This is a genomic window from Kribbella yunnanensis (assembly GCF_039529655.1).
GTDB classification, from domain to species: Bacteria; Actinomycetota; Actinomycetes; order Propionibacteriales; family Kribbellaceae; genus Kribbella; species Kribbella yunnanensis.
On record NZ_BAAANF010000009.1, the window covers coordinates 32,770 to 55,898 of the forward strand.

22 protein-coding genes are annotated in these 23,129 nt (G+C 68.9%); 13 read left to right on the top strand and 9 right to left on the bottom strand.

Translation table 11 applies throughout. The features are described 5' to 3' along the window. The first annotated feature begins 27 nt into the window (after positions 1-27). Both ABD231_RS13705 and ABD231_RS13710 read left to right on the top strand, forming a co-directional pair. On the top strand, positions 28-768 hold the full coding sequence (locus tag ABD231_RS13705) for an SDR family oxidoreductase (RefSeq protein ID WP_344150197.1): 741 nt from the start codon (positions 28-30) through the stop codon (positions 766-768). Further along, positions 765-950, top strand: coding sequence for a hypothetical protein (locus tag ABD231_RS13710; RefSeq protein ID WP_344150200.1), 186 nt, complete (start codon positions 765-767; stop codon positions 948-950). The genes ABD231_RS13705 and ABD231_RS13710 overlap by 4 nt, the downstream gene beginning before the upstream one ends. Positions 951-993: 43 nt before the next feature. On the opposite strand, the gene ABD231_RS13715 is transcribed toward ABD231_RS13710, so the two are convergent. Next, positions 994-1,875 carry an RNA polymerase sigma-70 factor gene (locus ABD231_RS13715; RefSeq protein WP_344150203.1) on the bottom strand — a complete coding sequence of 294 codons (882 nt, stop codon included), beginning with the start codon at positions 1,873-1,875 and terminating at the stop codon, positions 994-996. Positions 1,876-2,106: 231 nt separating this feature from the next. On the opposite strand from ABD231_RS13715, the gene ABD231_RS13720 reads away from it, so the two are divergent. From ABD231_RS13720 to ABD231_RS13730, 3 genes are all read left to right on the top strand, one after another. Next, on the top strand, positions 2,107-2,988 hold the full coding sequence (locus ABD231_RS13720; protein WP_344150206.1) for an ABC transporter ATP-binding protein: 882 nt from the start codon (positions 2,107-2,109) through the stop codon (positions 2,986-2,988). After that, positions 2,985-4,157 carry an ABC transporter permease gene (locus ABD231_RS13725; RefSeq protein WP_344150209.1) on the top strand — a complete coding sequence of 391 codons (1,173 nt, stop codon included), beginning with the start codon at positions 2,985-2,987 and terminating at the stop codon, positions 4,155-4,157. The genes ABD231_RS13720 and ABD231_RS13725 overlap by 4 nt, the downstream gene beginning before the upstream one ends. Before the next feature lie 108 nt (positions 4,158-4,265). Then, positions 4,266-5,228 carry a LysR family transcriptional regulator gene (locus ABD231_RS13730; protein ID WP_344150212.1) on the top strand — a complete coding sequence of 321 codons (963 nt, stop codon included), beginning with the start codon at positions 4,266-4,268 and terminating at the stop codon, positions 5,226-5,228. Between the two features lie 17 nt (positions 5,229-5,245). On the opposite strand, the gene ABD231_RS13735 is transcribed toward ABD231_RS13730, so the two are convergent. Then, entirely contained in the window at positions 5,246-6,982 is a 1,737-nt protein-coding gene (locus ABD231_RS13735) for an MFS transporter (protein ID WP_344150215.1), read from the bottom strand. A 143-nt stretch (positions 6,983-7,125) separates the two neighbouring features. Between ABD231_RS13735 and ABD231_RS13740 the strand changes: the two genes are divergently transcribed. Together ABD231_RS13740 and ABD231_RS13745 are read left to right on the top strand one after the other, a co-directional pair. Beyond that, positions 7,126-7,605: a DUF2975 domain-containing protein gene (locus tag ABD231_RS13740; protein WP_344150218.1), complete on the top strand. Its 480-nt coding sequence runs from the start codon at positions 7,126-7,128 to the stop codon at positions 7,603-7,605. Next, complete coding sequence (locus ABD231_RS13745; RefSeq protein ID WP_344150221.1) at positions 7,605-7,817, top strand: helix-turn-helix domain-containing protein; 213 nt, start codon at positions 7,605-7,607, stop codon at positions 7,815-7,817. Before ABD231_RS13740 ends, ABD231_RS13745 begins: the two co-directional genes overlap by 1 nt. 379 nt (positions 7,818-8,196) lie before the next feature. Here ABD231_RS13745 and lipB read toward each other — a convergent pair whose 3' ends face one another. Beyond that, entirely contained in the window at positions 8,197-8,913 is a 717-nt protein-coding gene (lipB, locus tag ABD231_RS13750) for a lipoyl(octanoyl) transferase LipB (protein ID WP_344150224.1), read from the bottom strand. A 72-nt stretch (positions 8,914-8,985) separates the two neighbouring features. Between lipB and ABD231_RS13755 the strand changes: the two genes are divergently transcribed. Next, the gene (locus tag ABD231_RS13755) at positions 8,986-11,421 is read left to right on the top strand and encodes a protein kinase domain-containing protein (protein ID WP_344150227.1); all 2,436 of its coding nucleotides are present in this window, start codon (positions 8,986-8,988) and stop codon (positions 11,419-11,421) included. Positions 11,422-11,608: 187 nt separating this feature from the next. Here ABD231_RS13755 and ABD231_RS13760 read toward each other — a convergent pair whose 3' ends face one another. The 3 genes from ABD231_RS13760 to lpdA all read right to left on the bottom strand — a co-directional run bounded on the left by ABD231_RS13760 (position 11,609) and on the right by lpdA (position 16,080). Further along, a complete protein-coding gene (locus ABD231_RS13760; protein ID WP_344150230.1) occupies positions 11,609-12,499 on the bottom strand; it encodes a TIGR01777 family oxidoreductase in 891 nt (296 codons plus the stop codon). A 129-nt stretch (positions 12,500-12,628) separates the two neighbouring features. Then, positions 12,629-14,533, bottom strand: coding sequence for a 2-oxoglutarate dehydrogenase, E2 component, dihydrolipoamide succinyltransferase (sucB, locus tag ABD231_RS13765; RefSeq protein ID WP_344150233.1), 1,905 nt, complete (start codon positions 14,531-14,533; stop codon positions 12,629-12,631). Positions 14,534-14,688: 155 nt separating this feature from the next. After that, a complete protein-coding gene (gene lpdA, locus ABD231_RS13770; protein WP_344150236.1) occupies positions 14,689-16,080 on the bottom strand; it encodes a dihydrolipoyl dehydrogenase in 1,392 nt (463 codons plus the stop codon). 160 nt (positions 16,081-16,240) lie between these two features. Here lpdA and ABD231_RS13775 point away from each other — a divergent pair, with 160 nt between their 5' ends. After that, on the top strand, positions 16,241-16,558 hold the full coding sequence (locus tag ABD231_RS13775; protein WP_344150239.1) for a hypothetical protein: 318 nt from the start codon (positions 16,241-16,243) through the stop codon (positions 16,556-16,558). Between the two features lie 7 nt (positions 16,559-16,565). Here the strand turns inward: ABD231_RS13775 and ABD231_RS13780 are convergent, their stop codons facing one another. Then, positions 16,566-17,336, bottom strand: coding sequence for a carbon-nitrogen hydrolase family protein (locus tag ABD231_RS13780; protein ID WP_344150242.1), 771 nt, complete (start codon positions 17,334-17,336; stop codon positions 16,566-16,568). 29 nt (positions 17,337-17,365) lie between these two features. Here ABD231_RS13780 and ABD231_RS13785 point away from each other — a divergent pair, with 29 nt between their 5' ends. Continuing rightward, positions 17,366-18,004 carry a GntR family transcriptional regulator gene (locus ABD231_RS13785; RefSeq protein ID WP_344150245.1) on the top strand — a complete coding sequence of 213 codons (639 nt, stop codon included), beginning with the start codon at positions 17,366-17,368 and terminating at the stop codon, positions 18,002-18,004. On the opposite strand, the gene ABD231_RS13790 is transcribed toward ABD231_RS13785, so the two are convergent. Then, a complete protein-coding gene (locus tag ABD231_RS13790) occupies positions 17,991-19,295 on the bottom strand; it encodes an MFS transporter (RefSeq protein ID WP_344150248.1) in 1,305 nt (434 codons plus the stop codon). The genes ABD231_RS13785 and ABD231_RS13790 overlap by 14 nt on opposite strands. A 91-nt stretch (positions 19,296-19,386) precedes the next feature. Between ABD231_RS13790 and ABD231_RS13795 the strand changes: the two genes are divergently transcribed. Both ABD231_RS13795 and ABD231_RS13800 read left to right on the top strand, forming a co-directional pair. Then, positions 19,387-20,061: a DUF2848 domain-containing protein gene (locus ABD231_RS13795; RefSeq protein WP_344150250.1), complete on the top strand. Its 675-nt coding sequence runs from the start codon at positions 19,387-19,389 to the stop codon at positions 20,059-20,061. A gap of 6 nt (positions 20,062-20,067) precedes the next feature. After that, positions 20,068-20,364: a cupin gene (locus tag ABD231_RS13800; RefSeq protein WP_344150253.1), complete on the top strand. Its 297-nt coding sequence runs from the start codon at positions 20,068-20,070 to the stop codon at positions 20,362-20,364. A gap of 17 nt (positions 20,365-20,381) precedes the next feature. Here the strand turns inward: ABD231_RS13800 and ABD231_RS13805 are convergent, their stop codons facing one another. Beyond that, positions 20,382-21,875, bottom strand: a complete 1,494-nt coding sequence (locus ABD231_RS13805) for a leucyl aminopeptidase (RefSeq protein WP_344150256.1) — start codon at positions 21,873-21,875, stop codon at positions 20,382-20,384. Positions 21,876-21,972: 97 nt separating this feature from the next. On the opposite strand from ABD231_RS13805, the gene gcvT reads away from it, so the two are divergent. Further along, positions 21,973-23,079 carry a glycine cleavage system aminomethyltransferase GcvT gene (gene gcvT / locus ABD231_RS13810; RefSeq protein WP_344150259.1) on the top strand — a complete coding sequence of 369 codons (1,107 nt, stop codon included), beginning with the start codon at positions 21,973-21,975 and terminating at the stop codon, positions 23,077-23,079. Positions 23,080-23,129 lie beyond the last annotated feature (50 nt).

Here is a 23,129-nt window from a genome sequence, read left to right on the forward strand (position 1 = left end):
CGGGCGCCTGGCAGGCAGGAGCGGGTTGTGAAGATCGTCGTGATTGGCGGCACCGGGCTGATCGGATCGAAGGTCGTGCGGCGGCTGGAGGCACACGGGCACAAAGCGGTCGCGGCGTCGCCCAACTCGGGCGTGAACTCGCTCACCGGCGAGGGCCTGGACGAGGTGATGACCGGTGCGTCGGTGGTCATCGACCTGTCCAACTCCCCGTCGTTCGAGGACCAGGCGGTGCTGGACTTCTTCCGCACGGCCACCACCAACGTGCTGGCCGCGGAGAAGCGGGCCGGCGTCGGCCACCACGTCGCGCTGTCGGTCGTCGGCACCGAGCGCTCGCCGCAGATCGGCTACTTCCGCGCCAAGATCGCCCAGGAGGAGCTGATCGAGGCTTCCGGCATCCCGTTCTCGCTGGTGCACGCGACCCAGTTCTTCGAGTTCGTGAAGCCGATCGCCGACAGCGCCGAGGTCGACGGCAAGGTCCGGATCCAGCCGGTGAACTTCCAGCCGATCGCCGGTGACGACGTCGCCGACGAGGTCGCCAAGGTCGCCGTTGGCGAGCCGCTGAACGCACGGGTCGAGATCGCCGGACCGGAGTTGAGCCGGATGGATGAGTTCTTCCGCAAGGCGCTGGCCGAGCTGAACGACCCCCGCGAGGTCGTGACGGACCCGGAGGCGCTGTACTACGGCGCTGTCGTCAGCGAGGACGCACTGGTACCGGTCGGCGACGCAGTGCTCGGCCGGATCCACTACGGCGATTGGGAGAAGAAATGACCAGCGACGACTTCCTGCACGAGCTGGAGGCCGAGACGAAGGCGGAGCTCGGTGCGCTGGAGTCCGCCGTACCGGATGTTGAGCTGCCGGTGGAGCAGTGGACGGTGGACCCGGCTGAGGAGGCGATGGAGCAGGCCAGCCTCCGCAGCTTGCTAGCCGCGGAGAAGGCTCTGGAGGAATGAGACCGGCCCTGGGGGTGTGTGGCCGCACACCCCCAGGGTCTCCTCACGTCTTGATCCGCTCCAGCTTGTCCGGGTTCATCTGAACGTTGATCTGGTAGATGCCGTCGGTGGACGCACTGACCGTGATGATGGTGCGCACCTGACCGTCCACGGTCACCAGCGCCGCCGGACCGCCGTTCAGCTGCGTCCAGACGACCTCCACACCGACCCAGAACCGGGTGTGGAAGGAACGGAAGAACTTCGCCACCCGCTCCGACCCGACCACCGGGAACTTCGATGCGCGCGCCTTGCCGTTTCCGTCGGACACACTCGTCACATCGGCCGCGAACAGCCCCTCGAGCTCCACCAGGTCCCCGGACTTGGCCGCATGCACGAACGCGGTCAGTAGCCGCTGCTGCTCGGCCGCATCCACTTCGACGCGCCGCTCACCGTCCACATGCTTGCGGGCCCGGCTGACCAGCTGCCGCACCGCCGGCTCATTCAGCTGCAGGATGTCGGCGATCTGGCTGTACGGGTAGTCGAACGCCTCCCGCAGTACGTACGCGGCCCGCTCATTGGGGGACAGGCGCTCCATCAGCAGCAGTACGGCGAACGCCAGCGCCTCACCCCGTTCCGCACCGAGGTACGGGTCCGCGCTGGTGTCGACCGGCTCCGGCAACCACGGTCCGATGTACGACTCACGCCGTACCCGGGCCGACTGGGTCGCGTTGATCGCGAGCCGGGTGGTCGCAGTGGCCAGGTAGGCCGCCGGGTTGAGCACGACACTGCGGTCCGCCAGCTGCCAGCGCAGCCACACGTCCTGCACGATGTCCTCGGCCTCACTCGCGCTGCCGAGCATCCGGTAGGCGATGCCGAAAAGCCTCGGTCGCACCTCGTTGAAGATCGCGGCCGCTTGTTCGAGGTCGTCGCTCACAGTCGTCATCATCCTCCCTCGTCGCGCTGTCACAAGTCCCGACCGTCCGGACACGCCAGATGTGACATCGGGGCACCGTGGCGTAGCCCACGTCCCCGGTCTCCACTCGGCTCTCCACTCGGCTCTCCACCGTGCGGATGACACCGGTGATCACCCTGGCGGCCGACGATCGGCAGGGTCCGGAGTGGCTAACTTTGAGTCACCTCCAGAAGGAGGCGGTGTGACACAAGGGACAGGTGACGGATGCTGAGGGTGGCTGGACTCACTCGGCGGTTCGGTGAACAGCTGGCGCTGGACGACGTGACATTCGACGTCGTACCAGGGCGGATGACCGGGTTCGTCGGAGCCAACGGTGCCGGGAAGACGACGACGATGCGGATCATCCTCGGCGTCCTGGCCGCGAACGCCGGCGAGGTGCGCTGGCACGGCGAACTACTGACACAGAAGGTACGGCGGGACTTCGGCTACATGCCGGAGGAGCGCGGGCTGTACCCGAAGATGAAGATTCGCGACCAGCTCGTCTTCTTCGGCCGGCTGCACGGTCTGTCGGTGGACAAGGCCACCGAGCGGACCGACAAGCTGCTGACCCGGCTAGGACTGGCCGAGCGGGCGACCGACGTACTGGAGACGCTCTCACTGGGCAACCAGCAGCGGGTGCAGATCGCGGTGGCACTGATCCACGAGCCGATCGCGCTGGTACTGGACGAGCCGTTCAGCGGCCTCGACCCGCTGGCCGTCGACGCCATGGTGGACCTGCTGCGCGAGGAGGTCACTCCGGAGGTTCCGGTGCTGTTCTCCAGCCACCAGCTCGACCTGGTCGAGCGGCTCTGCGACGACCTCGTGGTGCTGTCCCGTGGCAAGGTCGTTGCCGCGGGCCCCGTTGCGGAACTCGCCGCGAGCCAGACCCCGACGTACCGGCTGGTGGTCGACGGTGACGCCGGCTGGCTGCGTGACCTGCCCGGTCTGCACGTCCGCGACGTGGCCGGCGGTACGGCGCTCTTCGACGCCGAGGACTCGGCTGTCGCACAACAGATTCTTCAGCAGGCGATGAGCCGTGGACCGGTCCTGGAGTTCGGGCCGGAGCGGGTAGCCCTGAGCGACGTCTTCCGGGAGGCGACCCGATGAACGACCGGACACTGGATCGGCCCTGGGTGCTGATCGCCGAGCGCGAGATCACCACGAAGCTGCGCGACAAGACCTTTATCGGCTCGACGTTGGTGATGCTGATCGTCGTCCTGGCCGCGGTGATCCTGCCGGCGCTGTTGGCCGGTGGCAGCGGCCCGGACAAGATCGCGGTGATCGACGACGGGGGAGCGGCCGTCGTACAGCGGGCCTCGAAGACGCAGGGCGGCGATGGCTACGAGGCCTTGCGGGTTGCGGATCAGGCCGCCGCGGAGCGGGCGGTGACGGACACCGATGCCAGCGTCGCGTTGCTGCCGGGACCTGACGGGTACGTCCTGGTCGGCAAGGACAAGGTGGGCTCCGAGACTGGGGTCGCCTTGCGCGCGGCCGTGGCCGAGGTCGGGATGGAGAAGAACGCTGGTGCGGTGAAGCTGACGCCTGAGCAGTTGCGGGCGGGTACGCAGGTGACGGAGAAGATCCTCGAGCCGGGTCCGCTGCCGGGGTACGTGTCCGACTTCGTGAACATCGGGCTGGCGCTGGTGTTCTACATGACCGCGCTCGGATTCGGCATGATGATCGCGCAGAGCGTCGTACAGGAGAAGGAGAGCCGGGTCGTCGAGATCCTCGCCGCCTCGGTACCGATCCGGTCGCTGCTGTGGGGCAAGGTGCTCGGCAACACGGTCCTCGCGCTCAGCCAGATCCTGGTGATCGCGATCGCCTCGGTGATCGGGCTGACGGCGACTGACCAGCTCGACATCCTGTCGGTCGTGGCACCGGTGGCCGGATGGTTCGTGGTCTTCTTCGTGCTCGGGTTCGTCGCCCTGGCCGGGCTCTGGGCGGTGGCTGGCTCGCTGGCGACCCGGCAGGAGGACCTCGGGTCCACGACGCTGCCTGGGCAGATGATCCTGATGATCCCGTTCTTCTTCGCGGTCTTCGCCGGATCGGAGGCTCGGGAGATCGCCTCGTTCATCCCGATCGCGTCCTCGATGTCGATGCCCGGCCGGATGCTGACCGAGGACGTACCGCTCTGGCAGCCGCTGGCGGCGATCGGCATCCTGCTCGTGGCCACCGTGCTGATCATCCGGCTCGGAGCCCGGCTGTACGAGCGCACGCTGCTCAAGACCGGCCGCCGGCTCGGTTATCGCGAGGCGCTGGCGCTCGAAGCTGGGTGACTATCGTTACAGCCCGGGCGAGCGTTACAGGTTTAGCCCGGGCTGTAACGGAACCGCAATCTTAGGTCCCTGTGTGCTGTGTGTGGACGTGGACTACGGTCTGCATGCATGAATGTGGAGCTGCGCCATCTCCGAGTGGTCGTCCTGGTTGCCGAGGCAGGGTCCGTCGGCCGGGCGGCCAGGTGGCTCAAGGTGAGCCAGCCCAGCCTCACCGCGCAGCTCAAACGCATCGAGGCCGCCTTCGGCGGTGAGCTCTTCGAACGCTCCCGCACCGGCGTCACCCCGACCGCACTAGGCCGGTACGCCGTCGACCGCGCCCGCGCCATCCTCGTCGACGTCGACCACCTCTCGGCCACCGTCTCCGCGATGACCGCGGTCGAGTCCAGCGCCGTACGGCTCGGCGGTTTCCCGACCGCACCGATGTCCGGAATCGCGCACCGGCTGCGGGACCACGGTCAGATCGAACAGGTCAGCATCGAGGTCGAGTGGTCCACGAGCGTCCTGCTCCAGCAGTTGGAGAGCGGGCGGTTGGATTTCGCCCTGCTCCGCGAGTTCCCCGGCTTCGAGCTGCGGCTCCCCACCGGCGTCGAAGCATGCACAGTCGTCGAATCCGAATCGGCGTACGTCGTCATGTCCGCCGACCACCCGGCCGCCACGCTAGGCCCCGCCGAGATCGACCTGGCCGCCCTGTCCAACGAGGAATGGATCGGCGAACCGCCGGACGACAGCGGCTTCCACGTCCTCTTCCGAGCCGCCTGCGAACAAGCCGGCTTCCAGCCGAAGGTCGAACACCACTCCGTGGACACGTCGGTCCTGATGGGCTTCGTCACCAGCGGTCAAGGCGTCGCGCTGATCTCACCCACGTCGTACCGAATGCTCTCCCGCGACGTCATCACCCGCCCCCTCACCGGCGACCCAATCCACCGCCGCCTACTCCTGGCGTGGAGCACCGACTCCCCCCGAGCCCAAATGGCCCCCGACGTCCTCACCATGGCCACCGCCGCCTACGACGAAGCGTTGGCCGAACACGCCCGCCGAGACCAGCCCCACCACCACATGCACGTGGCCTGAGGCCGGTCCCGCGTTTGTCAGGCCCCCGCGGGCCGAATCCCGGGGTTGTTGAACGGCCCCTCAAAAGCACTCACATGAAACTCGCCCGTGTCCTCCGGGTCCTCCATCCGCTCCCGATACTGCTGCCCCACCCGCTCAGGCTCCGCAAACCCCTGCCGCCCAACCACAGGCTCCCCACCCGCCGAAGCCGACGCCGAAGGCACAGCCTGAAACCCCCCAGGCCCACCACTCGCCGACCCACCGCTCGCCGACCCACCACCGGCAGGTCCACCGCTCGCCGACCCACCACCCGCGGTCCCGCCGCCTTCAGCTCCACTCGCCGACGCGCCGCCTGCAGTTCCGCCGCCCGCCGGCACACCACTTGCAGGCGCACCACTCGTCGACCCACCGCCCGCTGACCCGCCACCGGCAGGCCCACCACCCGCGGGGCCGTCCGGCCGGTCGTCCGAACCATCGGCCCCCGCCGCAGGCTCCTCAACCGCAGCAGCCGACACGTCGGCCTCGGCTCCACGCCCGGCACCCTCACCGCTCTCTTCCTCGGCCGCCGCGGGCTCAGCCACCGCGGTCTCCTCGGCCGCAGGAGCAGGTGGGGTAGCAACGGGCGCCTCAGCAACCGGCGCCGGCGCCGCCTCCGGCGCAGCGGCTACAGGAGCGCCACCACCGGGCACCCCACCCTCCGGCATCCCAGCCCCCGGCGCACCAGCCTCCCGCGCATCAGCCTCGGCTTCACGCCCGGCTCCCTCACCGCTCTCGTCCTCGGCCGCCGCGGGCTCAGCCACCGCGGTCTGCTCGGCCGCAGGAGCAAATGGGGACGCAACCGGCGCTCCACCCGCGGGCGCGTCAGCCTCTGGCGCAACAGCTTCGGGCGCGACAACCTCCGGGGCAGCAGCTACAGGCTCAGCCTCGGGGGCCTGCTGTGCGACGTTCCTGGTTTCTTCCTCGGCCGCACGGTCAGCGTCCGACTCGTCCGAGGCGATCACCGTGACCTCGTCGGCCTCCGGCATCGGCGCGACGACGGTCTCGTCGCGGTCGGACGGAACCAGCACCGTCTCATCGTTGCTGTAGGCAACCTCATCACCAACGACCGGGAACGCGGCAGTCCGCTCCGGCGCAGGTTCCGCGACAGGGAACTGCGCAGTCTGCTCATCCGCCTGGTTCCGCGGACGCTCCGGTTCCTCGTCGAACAGATCGCCGTACCGATTGGACGGCTCGTACGACGGTGCCGCGTACCCAACCCCGCCGTACGACTCAGCAGGGTAGTTGCTTGCAGCAACCGGATACACCGCCGCAGCCGCCGCCTCCTGCTGCGCCTGCGCGGCTTCCTGCTCGCGCTGCAGCCGCTCGGCCTCGACCCGCGCGCTCCGCCGACGCTGCACGCTCCGCACGATGAGCTGGATCGCGTACACCAGCGAGATCACCGTCAGGATCGGTACGACGCCGTTCAGCGTGTACTGCTTGGTCCCCTCGACCATGCCCGTGGTCACCCCGGGCACATCATCGAGGAAGTTCGTGGTCCGGTTCGGAATCCACAGCCAGCAGTACACAAGGGTGCCGAATGCAAGGAACGCCCCGATCGCGGCCGCGCCCGAGAAGTACGACACGACAGCCCAGAAGACGAGCGCACCTACACCGTAGGCAAGCGCCATCCCCTTGGTATTCAGCTGGATACCGCCCGGCGCACCGAGCACCCCGAACACCGCCGGCCCGGCCAATGCGACCGCAACCCCAAGCAAGAAGCCAAGAAATTTGGACACGCCTCCACCGTAGCGACGTTTGACCGTCACGCCCGGCAGACACTTCGCAGCCGCTCGCACACCTGACTACTTTCAGTGCACGCCGCACCTCACGACCCAACCAGACGATTGACAATCGATAGATTACCAGCGACTCTCGATACATGCTGAGTGAGAATCGAGCGGTCGCCGCGCTCCGGGTGTTCCTGGTGGTGCTGTTCGCGATCCTGGTCGTGTTCCAGACCCTGTCGCTGCCCGGTCAGTTCCGCCATCAGGCCCAGGTGAATCCCGAGGACGCGGCCCTACGCTGGCCCGCCACCTTCGTCGCCGCCTTCGTGGTGCTGTGCGTGCAAGTCGTGGTCGTCTCGACCTGGCAGCTGCTGACCATGGTCAAGCGCGACCGCATCTTCACCACCGCCGCCGTCTTCTGGGTGAACCTGATCCTCGGCGCGATCGCCGGCGTCTGGCTCGTCGTCGGCACGATCTTCGTCTGGGTCGTCGTGCACGCAGACGACCCAGGCCTACCAATGGTCCTGCTCCTACTGGAAGTCGTCATCACCGTGATCGGCCTGCTGATGGTCGTCCTCCGCGCGCTACTGCAACGAGCGACCACCCTGCGCACCGACATGGAAGCGGTGATCTGATGCCGATCGTCGTCCGCATCGACGTCGAACTAGCCCGCCGCAAACTAAGCGTCGGCGAATTCGCCGAACGCGTCGGCCTGACCCCCGCCAACATCGCCGTACTGAAGAACGGCCGAGCCAAAGCAGTCCGCTTCAGCACCCTGGAAGCCATGTGCCGAGTCCTGGAATGCCAACCCGGCGACCTCCTCGAATGGACCGAAGAAACCGAGTAGCCCAACGGGGGCAGCGGACGCCCGACCCCCGTCCACCGTCCGCTCGCACCCTGCACGTCTCCTCGGCTGCCGGGGACCGCCCCCACTCCCAACCCTCTCGCTGCTCTTTGTGCACCCCGCTCATCTTTGAGAACCCACCAACCACATAGAGCCCCGAAAAGTGACTGGTGGATACACAAAGATGGATCTCGTGCACAAAGAGAAGGTGACCCACCTTTGGGGATCAGGGTGGGCGTGGGCAGCGCCGATTGACATCCATAGGAGCATCCAGCACCCGGAATCGGACTCGACGGGCGCCCGAGCGTGCGGCTGGTTGGCTGACCGGAGTTGGTGAGTGGCTGGAGTCTGCGTCCCAGCACGGCATGGGCGAGTGCTGTGGTTAGACGGTGAGGCCGTAGGTGATGCCGGTGGCTGGGTCTTCGGGGTGGGCGATGTCGGGGGAGCGGTCGTAGGGCTGCCAGGACAGGAACGTGTCGAGGTGACGCTTCACCGACTCGAGCACCTCGGTCACTGGAACATCGCGGCCGACCTCCTTCGACAGCGTCGTCACGTCGGCGTCGGAGATCCCACACGGGACGATCCGGTCGAACCACGTGAGGTCGTTGTCGCAGTTCAGCGCGAACCCGTGCATGGTGACACCACGGGTCACGCGGATCCCGATCGCGGCGATCTTCCGCTCCCGGCCACGCTCGTCGGCCGCGACCCAGACGCCGCTGCGTCCCTTCACCCGTCCGGTCGTGACACCGAGCTCGGCGCAGACCGCGATCAGGGCTTCCTCCAGCCGACGAACGTAGTCGACAACGTACACGTGTGAGGCCAGCTTGACGATCGGGTACCCGACGAGTTGCCCAGGCCCGTGCCACGTGATCTTGCCGCCGCGGTCGACATCCACCACCGGCGTACCGTCGAGGGGTCGCTCGTGCGGCTCGGTCCGCTTGCCGGCGGTGTAGACCGGCGGGTGCTCGAGCAGGATGACCGTGTCCGAACCGGTGCCCTCGGCAACCGCCGCATGCAGACGCCGCTGCTCGTCCCACGCCGTCTGGTAGTCCACCGCGCCGGCACCGAATCCGGCTTCCACGTATTCGATAGCCCTCACGCCATCGAGTGTAGGCCGGTGGCCTGTGGATAACTTCCACGGGGCTTGCGGCGATCGGTGCATCCTCTTGGCATGGCACCCGAAGACCTCGCCGGCTACAGCCTGCGCCGGAGGCTCGGGTCCGGATCGGCCGGCACCCTCTGGCAGGTCCGCGACCTCGCCACCGGCCGCCATGCCGTGCTCAGACGCATCCCCGTGACCGCAATCCAGCGAGAGGAGCAGTTCCGTGACGAGCTCATCGTTCTCCAACGCATCACCCACCCACACATCGCCCGCGTGCTGGAGGTCCGCGAGACCGCGTCCGAGTGGCTCGTCTTCAGTCAGTACGTCGTCGCCCTCAACCTGACCGAGGTCCTCCGACGCCGGGGACCCATGTCGCCAGGCGAGATCGTCACCCTCCTAAGCCCCCTGGCCGACGCCCTCCACTACCTCCACCACTGCGGCCTGACCCACGGTCACCTAACCGCCCCCAACATCCTGATAGACGTCGAAGGCCGCCCCGTCCTCACCGACGCAACCTTCCACACCCTGAACCTCCTTCACCCCCTACCCACCCCACCAGCCGACCCGCCATCACACACCGCAGACCTACAAGCCCTCTCAACCATCGCCATCCAAGCCGGCGGCCCCGCCACCCTCTTCCCGCCCACCCTCTTCACCCAAACCCCAGCCCCCCGCCTATCCACCCACCTCCAATCCCTCATCACGCCCGAACCAATCAACCTCGGCGAAGACGACGACCCGCCACCCGCCCGACACACAACCACGCCGCCGCCCAACCCACAGCCGACCGCAGCCCCGCCCGACTGGCACGCAACCACGCCGCCGTCCGACCTGTACGCAACCGTGCGGTCCTCCGACCCGGAGGCGACCGCGCCGTTGCCCGACCAACACGCGCCTGCGCCGCCGTCCAACGTCCACGCGACCACGGCGCCCACCGACGTCCCACCGCCCGACCCGCAGGCCACCGCATCGCGCAATCCGCACGCGACCATGCCGCCCTCTGACCCGCCGACGACCGCCGAGTCGCCGGCGACCGCGTCGCCACCCGACTGGGGCGCGACCACCCCACCCACGTCGAGTGACGCCCCACCGCCTGACTCGCACGCAACTACACCGCCACCCGACTGGCACGCGACCGCGTCGTCCTCCGATCCGGAGGCTGCCGCGTCAGTGCCCGACTGGCGCGCGACTACGTCGCCGCCCGCCTCGGACGACGATGACCCCATCGAGCGGTCCCGTACGCCACTCGCTCCGGCTCCACCCAAGCGACCTGCCCCGACCGTCCCACAACCCACCGCCCCCGAGCCCTCAGCAGCCAAGTCCATGCCCAGCCGCCCCAAACCGCGCCGTCGAACGCTCCTCCCCAAGTTCACCCGCCGTACCGCCGACCCCACGCCCAACCCCTTGTCCCGCCTGACCTCCAAGCCCCTCATCAGAACCCACGTGGTCCACCCCGCCAGCACCCACCTCATCGGCACCACCCACGTCGAGCCCGCCATCAGTTGGTCCGCACCACCCGTCCCCATCGCCGAAAGGCGTGCCCCAGACGCCATACCCTTCGTCACTCCCCGGCGACCGTCCACCAGCTCAAACACCACCGGCGACCAACCGTCCAACGCGGCCGCACACGGACCCACACTCAAACGAGGCCACACCCGACGTACGGTCTGGCGCCGACGACACACCTGGTGGGCACGCCTCAACTTGTCGCGCCCACTAACCGAGCTCCGCTACCGCCTAGCCCATCCCGCGTACGGCGTCTCGGCCGCGATAGGCCTGGGAATCGCAGTCGTCCTAGGCCTCGGCCTCGCAGCCCGCGCAGTCCTCACCGACTCCGACACCCCCACCACCATCTCCGCCCCAGCAACGACCCCGACCGCCAACCCCACAACCCCAGCCAGCCCGGCCCCTCGCCTCACAACGCCAGCCCGCCCACCAACCCAGACCGACCCCGCGACCCCGCCCACCCTGACAGACCCTGCAACCCCGGCCGGCCCGCCCACCCAGCCCGCCTCCGCAACCATGCGCCCGACAGCTCCCGCGACTCCGGGCAGGGCGAATCCCACCACTCCACCGGTGCCTCGTCGTACCACCGTCGGCCGATCCGTTGCCGACTGGCTCGCCACCCTGCGCGCGCTGGATTCCCAACGGGCACAAGCATTCCGCACCCTCGACAACGCAACCCTCGACAAGATCTACGTCCCCGGCAGCCAACCCTGGCGATCAGACCGCGCCCTCCTCGCCGACTACCGCAAGCAGCACATCCACATCCAAGGCCTACGAATCCAGATCGACAAAACCACCATCACCCACCAAACCCCCACCACAGTCACCCTCCGCACCACCGACCACCTCGTCGCCGGCCAAGCAGTACACGAATCCGGCACCCGGACACCCCTCCCGCCCGGCACCCCCACCACCCGCCTAATAACCCTCACTCGATCCGCATCACCACCCCGCGCCAACACCCCCACCTGGCGCATCACCACAATCACCCCACCCTGATACCGCGGCGCTGTCGCCAGAGCAGCACCGATCTGCACCTCGGATGCTCGCCCTGTGGCGAGGGGGGTGGTTGTTCGGGCTGTTTGAGCACGAGATGTTCCCCACCCGTGCACAAGGGCAGGCGTGGTTGCTGGGTGGGGTGGTTGTTGGGCCGGGTGGGCACGAGATGTTCCCCACCTACACGCGGTCAGGTGGTGAGGGCGGCGGTTACGGCGTCGGGGGCGGTGGGGTGGGTGAAGGTGAAGGCGGCGGATTCGAGGCGGGTGGGGAGGGCTCGGTTGCTGCCGAGGAGTTCCCACGCGAACTCTCCCAGGGCCAGGCGCATGACGGCGGCGGGTACAGGGACGACAGCCGGGCGGTGCAGGGCGGTGCCGATGGCGTGGGCTATCTCGGCGTTGGTTGCGGGGGTGGGGAGGGTGACGTTGACCGGGCCGGTGAGGGTTTCGTGGTCGGCGACGAAGCGGACGGCTCGGAGCCAGTCGGTGAGGGAGACGACGGGGAAGTACTGCTTGCCGGAGCCGAAGCGGCCGCCGAGGCCGAGGCGGAAGGGGAGGGTCAGGAGCTGGAAGGCGGGGGCTATGCGGGCGAGGACGACGCCGGTGCGGAGGGCGGCTACTCGGCAGCCGGCGGCGCGGGCTGGTTCGAGGGCGCCTTCCCAGACACGGACCACGTCGGCGAGGAAGCCGTCGCCGAGAGGGGAGTCTTCGGTGAGGATCTCGTTGCCGCAGTCGAGGCCGTAGCCGCCGACGCCGCTCTGGGTGAGGAGGGCGGGGCGGCGGTCGAGTTGGGCGGCTGCGTTGGCGAGAGTCGCGGTGGTGGTGACGCGGGACTCGCGCAGGACCTTGCGGTACGTCGGCGTCCAGGGGCGGCCGATGTTCGCGCCGGCCAGGTTGACCAGGACGTCGGCGTCGGCGATGGCGGCGAGGTCGAGTTCGCCGCGGGCCGGGTCCCACTGGAGTTCGCCGGGACCGGACGGCGTACGGCGGACCAGGCGGATGACGTCGTGGTCGTCGGCGGCGAGGTCGCGGGCCAGGGACTGGCCGAGGAAGCCGGAGGCGCCGGCGAGCACGTACTTCATCCAGTTCGCTCCTTGCAGACAGTTCGCTCTGTGCCCAAAAACGAGGGCCGAAAACTACGGCTGGAAAGACGACCGGCGCCGGTCCGTCGGAACGGAACCGGCGCCGGGTCGCGCAGTACTGCGGGTGGATCAGACGTCGAACTGGGCCTCTTCGAGGCGCTGCTTGACGGCCGTCAGGTAGCGGGCCGCGTCGGCGCCGTCGACCAGGCGGTGGTCGTAGGTGAGGGCCAGGTAGACCATCTGGCGGATGGCGATGGTCTCGCCGAGCTCGGGGTGGGTGATGACGACCGGGCGCTTGACGACGGCGCCGGTACCGAGCATGCCGACCTGCGGCTGGTTCAGGATCGGGGTGTCGAACAGGGCGCCCCGGCTGCCGGTGTTGGTGATGGTGAACGTGCCGCCCGCCATCTCGTCCGGCGTCACCTTGTTGTTGCGGGTGCGGTCGGCGAGGTCGGCGATCTTCTTCGCCAGACCGGCGATGTTCAGGTCACCGGCGTTGTGCACGACCGGGACCATCAGGCCGCGCTCGACATCCACCGCGATGCCCAGGTGCTCGGCAGCGTGGTAGGTGATCTCGCCCTTCTCCTCGTCGATCGACGCGTTCAGCTTCGGGTACTGCTTGAGCGCGTCGATGGCGGCGAGGGCGAAGAACGGCAGGAACGAGAGCTTGGTGCCCTCGCGGGCCTCGAACTCGGCCTTCTTCGCGTTGCGGAGCTTGGCGATCTCGGTGACGTCGACCTCGACCACCGTGGTCAGCTGCGCCGAGACCTTGAGGCTGTTGACCATGTGCGAGGCGATGGCCTTGCGGATCCGGCTCATCTTCTCGGTCGTGCCACGCAGCGGGCTGATCGACGCGGCCTTCGCGGCCGGTGCAGCTGCTGCTGCCGGGGCGGCGGCCGGTGCTGCCGCGGCGGCCTTCTGGGCCTCGGCTGCGGAGATCACGTCCTGCTTGCGGATGCGGCCGCCGACGCCGGTGCCCTGGACGGCGTTGAGGTCGACCTGGTGCTCGGCCGCGAGCTTGCGGACCAGCGGGGTCACGTAGTTCGGGCCGTCGGTGGACGCGCCGTTCGACGAAGCAGCCGGAGCCTGTACGGCGGGTGCCTGCGCAGCCGGGGCTTGCGCGGGCGGAGCCGCTTGCGGGGCCGGCGCGGCCACGGGGGCCTGGGCCGGTGCCGATGCGGCCGGTGCGGCTGCGGGGGCGGGCGCCGCTGCGGCCGGAGCCTGGGCGGGGGCGGCCTGGGGAGCTGGAGCTGCCTGCGGGGCCGGTGCGGCTGCGGGTGCAGCAGCTGCCGGGGCGGCCGCAGGGGCGGCGGGTGCGGCAGCCGGGGCTGCGTCGCCGGAGCCGACGATGGCGAGTTCGGCGCCGACCTCGACGGTCTCGTCCTCGGCGACCTTGATCTCGAGGAGCTTGCCGGCGACGGGGGAGGGGATCTCGGTGTCGACCTTGTCGGTGGAGACCTCGAGGAGGGGTTCGTCGACGGCTACGTCGTCGCCGACCTGCTTGAGCCAGCGGGTGACGGTTCCTTCGGTCACGCTCTCGCCGAGGGCGGGGAGGGTCACGGAGGTGCCCGATGCGGCCGAGGAGGCCGCGGGGGCTGAGGCCGCTTCGGCCGAAGAGTTGGAGGAAGTCTCAGCCTGAGCAGCCGGGGCTGGGGTTTCGGCGGGGGCCTGGGCGGCGGGCGCCTCGGCAGCGGGCGCCGACTCGGCCGGAGCCGCGGGGGCGGCCTCGGCGGGAGCAGGCTGCTCGGCGGGAGCCTCGGCCTGGGCCTCGGCGGGGGCGGAGCCGGTGGACTCGCCGGCGTCACCGATGACGGCCAGTTCGGCGCCGACCTCGACGGTCTCGTCCTCGGCGGCCTTGATCTCGAGGAGGGTGCCCGCGACGGGGGAGGGGATCTCGGTGTCGACCTTGTCGGTCGAGACCTCCAGCAGGGGCTCGTCGACGGCAACCGTGTCACCGACCTGCTTGAGCCAGCGGGTGACGGTTCCTTCGGTGACGCTCTCCCCGAGGGCCGGCAGGGATACAGAGGTCGGCATGACGGTCGTTGCTCCTTCGTCTGATCGGTCGAGTGTCAGCCTACGGTGCCGCTGGCTCGGGCGGGACGCGGGTCGTACGAACCCGGATTACCCGCCGGTCACAAACTTACTAGGGCACGCCAGCGGCCCCGGCCGAATCTCACTCGTGGCTGTTGTCACTCATGGAAGTGCAATGGCTTGCCCGCGAGCGCCAGGTGCGCTTCGCCGAGGGCTTCGTTCTGGGTGGGGTGCGCGTGCACCAGCGGCGCGACGTCGGCGGGGTAGGCCTCCCAGTTGTAGATCAGCTGGGCTTCGCCGATCAGTTCGCCAACTCGGGAGCCGACCATGTGCAGGCCGACGACCGCGCCGTCCTTGGCCCGGACCAGCTTCACGAAGCCCGCGGTCTTCAGGATCTGGCTCTTGCCGTTACCGCCGAGGTTGTAGTTGAGGATCTCGACCTCGCCGTACTTCGCGCGGGCCTGCTCCTCGGTCAGCCCGACCGACGCCACCTCGGGCTCGGAGTAGGTGACGCGCGGGATACCGGCCTCGTCGATCGGCGTCGGCGCGAGACCGGCGAGGTGCTCGGCGACGAAGATGCCCTGCTGGAAACCGCGGTGCGCGAGCTGCAATCCGGGCACGATGTCACCGACGGCGTACACGCCGGGCACGCTGGTCTGCAGCGTCGCGTCGACGGTCACGAAACCGCGGTCGAGGGCGACCCCGACCTCGTCGTACCCGAGGCCGGCCGTGTTCGGACCGCGGCCGACTGCGACGAGCAGGACCTCGGCCTCGATCACCTCGCCACCGGCGACCGTCACCTGGACGCCGTTGTCGACGACCTTGACCGACTCGAACGGCGTACCGGTCTTGAAGGCGATCTTCCGCTTGCGGAAGGCCCGCTCGAGGGTCTTCGAGCAGTCCGCGTCTTCGGCCGGCACCAGCCGCGGCAGCGCCTCGACGATGGTGACCTTGGTCCCGAACGACGTCCACGCGGACGCGAACTCGACACCGATCACGCCGCCGCCCAGGACGACCGCGGACTCCGGCACGCGGTCGAGCGTCAGCGCGTGCTCGCTGGCGATCACGTGCTGGCCGTCGATCTCGAGACCGGGCAGCGAGCGGGAGTGCGAGCCGGAGGCGAGGATGACGTTACGGCCCGTGTACGTCGTCCCGCCGACCTCGACCGTGGTCGGGGAGGTGAGCCGTCCCTCGCCCTCGATCACGGTCACCTTGCGGGCCTTGAGCTGGCCCTGCAGTCCCTTGAACAGCCGGTCGACGACGCCGTCCTTGTACTTGTTCACGCCACCCATGTCGACACCCTCGAGCGTCGTCCGGACGCCGAACTGCTCGCCCTCGCGGGCGGAGTCGGCCACCTCGGCGGCGTGCAGCAGCGCCTTGGTGGGGATACAGCCGCGGTGCAGGCAGGTGCCGCCGACCTTGTCCTTCTCGACCAGGGCGACCGACTGCCCGAGGGTCGCGGCGCGCAGGGCCGCGGCGTATCCGCCGCTGCCGCCGCCGAGGATCACCAGGTCGTACGTCGTACCGCTGCTGTCTGCCGGGTTCGTCACAGGTTCCTCCGTGGGCGTGTGGTCGGCGGGACGGCTCCGGATCGCGGTTCCGGCCCGGCGTCATCTTCGCACGAGCGATCACAGCCGATTGCCGCTTTCGGCAGAAACCGTTACCGCGACTTTCTGACCTGAACTTGCGGTGATGAGGGACACTTTCTCCATGAAGTGGTTCGGTAGCCGGCAGAAGGCCGGAACGATGCGCAAGTCGGACACCCCCGACCAGGCGCACCTGCGCGAGTTCGCCCTCAGCCGCCAGGGAGTCGAGGGCTTCGTCGAGCCACGCACCGCGGTGACCGAGTACACGCTGCTCCTGGTCGCCATCGACGGTGAGTGGACCCGTCGCCGGGTCCCCTCGGTGCAGTGGGCGCACAACTTCGCGAACAAGCTGGGCATCCCGTCGTACGACGCCGCGGTGGTCGGCTACCCGCCGCGGATGCGCGAGTACAACGCGCGTCGCAAGAAGGAAGGCCTGATCTAAAGGCCGCTCACAGGATGGGGACCCGGGCCCGGACACCTTCGACGACCGACGTGTCGATGACCCCGTGCAGGGTGCCGGGAGTGTGATCGAGCCGGGCCGCGGTGTGACCCAGGGGAGTGGTCAGGCTGCTGCGGCCGATGCCCAGCGGGTCGGTGCCCTGGGGAGCGGTGTAGGCCTGTCCGCACGCCAGCAGCCACGCCTGCGCGTCCGCGGCCCGCGCCCGGGTCAGCAGGTCCCACTGCTCTTCCTTGCCCGGTCCGGCACCCCAAGACGCCGGTACGACGATCAGTTCGGCACCGAGTCGTCCGAGCGCGCTGAACTGGTCGGCGAACCGCAAGTCGTAACAGGTCGCCAGCCCGATGGTCACGTCCCGGTACTCGAAGCTGACCAGCTCGTTGCCCGGGGCAACCGTGTCCGACTCGCGGGACCCGAACGCGTCGTACAGGTGGATCTTCCGGTACGACGTCTCGACGCCCGGCCCGGTCGCGAGCAGCGTGTTGTGGACGCGCCCGTCGTCGGACGGCTCGAAGAGTCCGGCCACCACGACGATCCCGAGATCGGCCGCCAGCTTGCGCAGCCCGGTCGCGAACGGGCCGTCGAGCGGTTCGGCGACAGTGCGCAGCTCGGTGCCGAAGCAGGCCAGGGTGGCCTCCGGCAGCGCGACGAGTTCGGCTCCGCCGTCGGCAGCCCGCCGTACGGCGTCGGTCGCGGCCGCCAGGTTGGACACCGGGTCGGAACCGGTGGTGAGCTGGGCCGCAGCCACGCGCAGATCTGTCATCAGGACCTCCGTGCCTGTATACATTGAGTATGCAATTGAGTGGGGATTCCGGCCGGGACCGTGCCTACCAGTACCTGCGGGGCACGGTGCTGAGTGATCCGGCGGTGTCGGGGACGTTCATCAACGAGCAGGCGGTCGCGACCGAGGTCGGCATCTCGCGGACCCCGGTGCGCGAGGCCTTGCTGATGCTTGCGGCCGAGGATCTGGTGCAGCTCGTCCCGCATCGCGGGGCGTTCGTCGCGCCGGTTCCGGGCCGGGAGATCGCCGAGATGATGCAGGCGCGTGGGGTGATCGAGACCTGGGCCGCAGCCACGTCGCTCGCGGCCGGCGACGCGCCGGTGCAGGCCATGGCCGACGTACTCGAGCAGCAGCGCGCGATCGTCGTACAGGGCGACGCGAAGGAGTTCATCGAGCTCGACAGTCAGTTCCACGCGTTGCTGGTCGCTGCGGCCGGCAACTCCGTCCTGGGTCGGCTCTACGAGAACCTGCGGGCCAAGCACGTGCTGCTTGGCATCGTCGCGTTGCAGCGCAGCGAGACGCGTCGGCAGGAGGTGCTGGCGGAACACCAGGCCATTGTCGACGGCCTGGCAACCGGTCAGCCCGAAGTGGCCGAGATGGCGATCCTCGGCCACCTGGACACCACTGGCTCGATTCTTATGCACGGCTGAGCGCTAGGTCCTCGTCGTCGACCACTGCGCGGCCAAGCCGCAGGCCGACCAGAGTGACCGCACAGGCGACCACGATGTACAGAGCGATCACGTAGCCGGTCCCGGCCTTCGCCAGGAAGTACGTGAAGGCCAGCGGGGCCAGCGCGCCACCGATCACTCCAGCGAACGTGTAGGCCAGTGAGCTGCCGGTGTACCGCAGTCGCGCGGTGAACTGCTCCGACACGAACGCCGCCTGCGGTCCGTACATCAGTGAGTGGAACACGAGCCCGATGACCACTCCGATCACCAGAGTCCCCAGTGACGACGCGATAGCGAAGAACACCACACTCCACACCGCTCCGCCCAGTGCACCGATGCCATAGACGAGCCGGCGGCCGTAACGGTCGGACAGGTAACCAGCGAACGGGATCAGCGCGACCTGGCAGGCAGAGCCGATCAGTACGGCGGTCACTGCCTGGCCGCGGCTCATGTCGAGCTCTTTGGTCGCATACGTGAGCACGAACACCGCGAACATCGCGTAGAGCACATCGGGCCCGACCCGCGCCAGGATGGCCGCGATCAGCGGTCGGCGCTGCGTCCGCAGTACCTCAGTCACCGGAGCAGTCGGCCGGTCCCCACGGGCCTCCAGCTCCTTGAACACCGGCGTCTCCTCCAGCTTCGACCGGATGAGCAGACCGAACGCGACCAGGACAGCCGACAGCAGGAACGCGACTCGCCAACCCCAGCTGAGGAACTGGTCTTCCGACAGCAGTCCGGCGAGCAGAGCCAGTACGCCGTTCGCCATCAGAGTCCCGAGTGGCGGACCGACCTGTGCGGCAGATGCCCAGAAGCCGCGCTGTCCGGGCTGACTGAACTCGCTGCTCAGCAACACCGCACCGCCCCACTCGCCACCCACGCCGACGCCCTGCGCGAATCGCAGTACCACCAGCAGAGTGGGTGCCAGTGCGCCCGCCTGAGCGTGGGTCGGCAGTAGACCGATGAAGAACGTGGCCACGCCGATCAGGAGCAGTGTGGCGACCAGTACGCGCTTGCGGCCGATCACGTCACCGAGTCGCCCGAAGAAGATGCCGCCGAGCGGGCGGGCGATGTAGCCGACGGCGTACGTACCGAATGCTTGCAGGGTGCCGGTCAGCGGCTCGCTACCGGGAAAGAAGAGGTCGCCGAAGACGAGTGCGGCCGCGGAGCTGTAGACGGCGAAGTCGTACCACTCCAGCGAGGTGCCGGACAGGCTGGCGGCGAACGCCTTGTAGAGGCCGCGGCGCTCCGTGGTGTCGGTCGTGGGGCTGGACATCGAGGTGGACCTCCTTGGGGGATTGCCCCATACTCGTTGTATACGACGTGTTCACGCAAGCTCCCGGAACAGAAAATTCGGAGGATTCCAGATGCTGCGCTTCGCCCTACCCGCCGGTGGTGAGCGGGAGGTTACCGTCCGCTACGCCCTGAACGCCGGGTATGCCGGTCGCGACACCGAACAGGTCCAGCACCACGTCGACGAGCTGGCCGAGCTCGGCGTACCGGCTCCGACCCGGATTCCGACGCTCTATCCGCTGTCGGCGTCCCTGGTGGGCCGGCCGGAGGTTGTCCAGGTCGCGCATGCCAAGACATCCGGCGAGGCGGAGTGGGCGCTGGTCGTCGGCGACACCCCTGAGGACCTGCTGCTGACCGTGGCCTGCGACCACACCGACCGGGCGCTCGAGGTGCACGGCGTTGCCTGGAGCAAGCAGTCCGCTCCGGATGTGCTGGGCGACATCGCGTGGCCCCTCAAGGACATCGAGAGCGAGCTCGATCAGTTCACGCTCAAGGCGTGGGTCCGACACGGGGGCACCGAGCAGCTCATCCAGGATGGAACGCTCGCGCAGTTGCTGCCCCCGTCGTACTGGATCAAGGAGCTCGGCGACCGCCTGGTGCCGGGCACGGTGCTGCTCAGCGGCACGATCCCGATGATTGCCGGCGTCAACCAGTTCGCCGACGCTTGGCGGGTGGAGCTGACCGATCCGCGCGGCGTGACCAGCCGGATCGTCTACAGCGTCGAGCAACTCGCCGAAGCCTGGGACTGACCTCTCGTGAAGGACGAACGGGAGTTCTTCGCGACCGGCGACCTCGCTTGGATGACGGCCGATGGGATCGAGCAGCGGGTGCTGAGCACAGCACCCGACGGCACGCTGACGCGGCTCGCTCGTTGGCCGGCCGGTACGACGTCAGGATCCGACGTGATCACGCACGAGTACGTCGAGGAGGTGTATCTGCTCGAGGGATCGCTGACCGATCTCACCCTCGAGCAGACGTTCCACCCCGCGACTACGCGTGTCGGCCGCCAGGGATGCCGCACGGCCCGTACATCACGGCCGACGGCTGTCTGATGCTCGAAATCCGTTACCTAGCTGGCTGACGCGGCAAGCTCGACCAACGTCCGTACGGCGTACCCGGTGCCGCCGGACGGCGTGTAGCCGGAGGCGGAGCCGTCGTTGAAGGCCGGCCCGGCCACGTCCAGGTGCACCCAGTCGATGCCGTCGGCAACGAAATCGCCGAGGAACGCGGCCGCCGCGAGAGCACCGCCCCACGGCTCGCCGGTGATGTTGGCCAGGTCGGCGACCTTCGAGTGTGCCTTGAGCTTGTCGAGCATCTCGCTCGGGATCGGCAGCGGCCACATCGGCTCACCGGCCGCGACCGCGGCGTCCACGACCCGGTCCCGGGCGCTGTCGGTGTTGGCGAAGGCGCCGGCCACCTTGGTGCCCAAGGCAACGACACAGGCGCCGGTCAGCGTGGCCACGTCCACGATCAGGTCGGGCTGGTCCTCGGACGCGCGCACCAGGGCGTCGCCGAGCACGAGCCGGCCTTCGGCGTCGGTGTTCAGCACCTCGACGGTCTTGCCGCCGTACATGGTCAGTACGTCGGACGGCCGCGCGGCCGAACCGGACGGCATGTTCTCCGCCATCGCGGCGTACGTCGTCACCTGAACCGGCAGGCCGAGTTTCGCGATCGCCAGCGTGGCCCCGATCACGGCGGCAGCGCCGGCCATGTCGGACTTCATGCTGATCATGCCGTTCGCCGTCTTCAGCGAGAGACCGCCGGAGTCGAAGGTGATGCCCTTGCCGACGAACGACAGGTGCGTCACCGGCTTCTTCGGCGTGTAGCTCAACCGGACCAGCCGCGGCGGGTTCGTGGAACCCTGGCCGACGCCGAGGATTCCGCCGTACCCGCCCTTGACCAGGGCCTTCTCGTCGAGCACCTCGACCTTGACGCCGAAGTCCTTGCCCAGCTTCACCGCGTGCGCGGCGAACTCGACCGGGTGCAGGTCCGACGGCGGGGTGTTCACCCAGTCGCGGACCAGGCGGATCGCCTCGGCGGTGACCTCGGCGCGCTCCAGCGCCGCCTTGGCCTCCTTGGTCCGGGCCAGGTCGGTCAGCACGGTCAGCGCTCCGGCCTGGTCGGTCGAGCTCTCCGACTTGTACGCCGTGAACGCGTAGCGGCCGAGTAGCGCGCCCTCGGCAACCGCACGGACGCACTCGGCGTCCGGGGTCGGCAGGGCGAACGCGACCGTCTGGGTCAGCTTGGTGGCCCGGACACCGGTCCCGGCGGCGATCCGCAGGTCCTCGGTCTTCAGCGTGCCGTCGGGGGCCTCGCCCAGGCCGACGGCGATCAGGTTCGCCGACTTGCCCGGCTTCGGGCCCGGCACCTTGGTCACCTCACCGGTCTTGCCGGTGGCGCCCAGTCCGGACAGCACCTCCACCAGTTGCCCGCCGTACGCGGCATTGAGCGACTCGGTGCCGGCCGGCAGGGTCACCGCGCCGCCGAGTTTGACGACGCCGACGACGACCGCGTCGGTTTTGACACCGGCCGCATCGGACTTGCTCAGGGTGATGGTGCTCACGAAATTCTCAGTCCTCCTTGACCGGTGCGCAGATTGCCGGTCGTGACGGTACGTGAATACTGCCTTCGCATGCTACGCGTCAGGTAGTTTCCCCTCCATGACCGGATCGCCAGAACTCAAGAAGTCCCCGTTGCACGAGCGCCACGTCGCGCTCGGCGCCAAGTTCGCCGAGTTCGGCGGCTGGGAGATGCCACTGGAGTACTCCGGTGTGGTCGCGGAGCACACCGCGGTCCGGAGCTCGGTGGGCGTCTTCGACGTGAGCCACCTGGGCAAGGCGACGGTCACCGGCCCCGGTGCGGCGGCGTACGTGAACGCGTGCCTGAGCAACGACCTCGGCAAGATCGCACCGGGCCAGGCGCAGTACACGCTGTGCTGCAACGAGCGCGGGGGAGTGGTCGACGACCTGATCGCCTACCTGCACGCTGACGACGACGTCTTCCTGATCCCGAACGCCGCGAACACCGCCGAGGTGGTGCGCCTGCTGCAGGCCGATGCGCCGGACGGGGTTGTGGTGAAGAACACCCACGACGACTACGCGATCCTCGCCGTACAGGGCACCAACAGCGACGACGTGGTCGAGGCGATCGGTCTGCCGACCGGCCACGACTACATGTCGTTTGCAGTGGCCGACTTCGCCGGTACGCCGGTTGTGGTGTGCCGGACCGGTTACACGGGCGAGCGGGGGTACGAGCTCGTCGTACCGAACGCTGCCGCGGTTGCGGTGTTCGACGCGCTGCTGGCGGCCGGGGCGCCGTACGGCATCGTCCCCGCCGGACTCGGCGCGCGGGACACGCTGCGGACCGAGATGGGCTACCCGCTGCACGGTCAGGACATCAGCCCGGACATCACTCCGGTGCAGGCACGGTCTGGCTGGGCGGTGGGCTGGAAGAAGGAGCACTTCTGGGGCGACACCGCGCTGCGCGCCGAGAAGGAGGCCGGGCCCGCTCGCATCCTCCGCGGCCTGCTGGCCGTCGGCCGGGGTATCCCGCGACCGCACATGTCCGTGCTGGACTCCTCCGGGACCGCACTGGGAGAGGTGACGTCCGGGACGTTCTCGCCGTCGCTGAAGAAGGGCATCGCGCTCGCGCTGCTGGACGCGTCGGTGAAGGAGGGTGACCAGGTGACCGTCGACATCAGAGGCCGTCAGGAGGCCTTCGACGTGGTCAAGCCACCCTTCGTCACCGTCAACGTCCGGGAGGGCTGATTCAGCCCCAGTCCCACGCTCGCGTCATGGCCATGCCTTTCCTATCGGGG

Bases quoted from the DNA above. Each gene is read 5' to 3' on its own strand.
- ABD231_RS13760 (WP_344150230.1), bottom strand. From the start codon at position 12,499: ATGAAGTACGTGCTCGCCGGCGCCTCCGGCTTCCTCGGCCAGTCCCTG.
- ABD231_RS13790 (WP_344150248.1), bottom strand. From the start codon at position 19,295: ATGTCCAGCCCCACGACCGACACCACGGAGCGCCGCGGCCTCTACAAG.
- ABD231_RS13715 (WP_344150203.1), bottom strand. From the start codon at position 1,875: ATGATGACGACTGTGAGCGACGACCTCGAACAAGCGGCCGCGATCTTC.
- ABD231_RS13795 (WP_344150250.1), top strand. From the start codon at position 19,387: ATGCTGCGCTTCGCCCTACCCGCCGGTGGTGAGCGGGAGGTTACCGTC.
- ABD231_RS13775 (WP_344150239.1), top strand. From the start codon at position 16,241: ATGAAGTGGTTCGGTAGCCGGCAGAAGGCCGGAACGATGCGCAAGTCG.
- ABD231_RS13745 (WP_344150221.1), top strand. From the start codon at position 7,605: ATGCCGATCGTCGTCCGCATCGACGTCGAACTAGCCCGCCGCAAACTA.
- ABD231_RS13780 (WP_344150242.1), bottom strand. From the start codon at position 17,336: ATGACAGATCTGCGCGTGGCTGCGGCCCAGCTCACCACCGGTTCCGAC.
- ABD231_RS13710 (WP_344150200.1), top strand. From the start codon at position 765: ATGACCAGCGACGACTTCCTGCACGAGCTGGAGGCCGAGACGAAGGCG.
- ABD231_RS13720 (WP_344150206.1), top strand. From the start codon at position 2,107: ATGCTGAGGGTGGCTGGACTCACTCGGCGGTTCGGTGAACAGCTGGCG.
- sucB (WP_344150233.1), bottom strand. From the start codon at position 14,533: ATGCCGACCTCTGTATCCCTGCCGGCCCTCGGGGAGAGCGTCACCGAA.
- gcvT (WP_344150259.1), top strand. From the start codon at position 21,973: ATGACCGGATCGCCAGAACTCAAGAAGTCCCCGTTGCACGAGCGCCAC.
- ABD231_RS13785 (WP_344150245.1), top strand. From the start codon at position 17,366: ATGCAATTGAGTGGGGATTCCGGCCGGGACCGTGCCTACCAGTACCTG.
- ABD231_RS13730 (WP_344150212.1), top strand. From the start codon at position 4,266: ATGAATGTGGAGCTGCGCCATCTCCGAGTGGTCGTCCTGGTTGCCGAG.
- ABD231_RS13755 (WP_344150227.1), top strand. From the start codon at position 8,986: ATGGCACCCGAAGACCTCGCCGGCTACAGCCTGCGCCGGAGGCTCGGG.
- ABD231_RS13725 (WP_344150209.1), top strand. From the start codon at position 2,985: ATGAACGACCGGACACTGGATCGGCCCTGGGTGCTGATCGCCGAGCGC.
- ABD231_RS13740 (WP_344150218.1), top strand. From the start codon at position 7,126: ATGCTGAGTGAGAATCGAGCGGTCGCCGCGCTCCGGGTGTTCCTGGTG.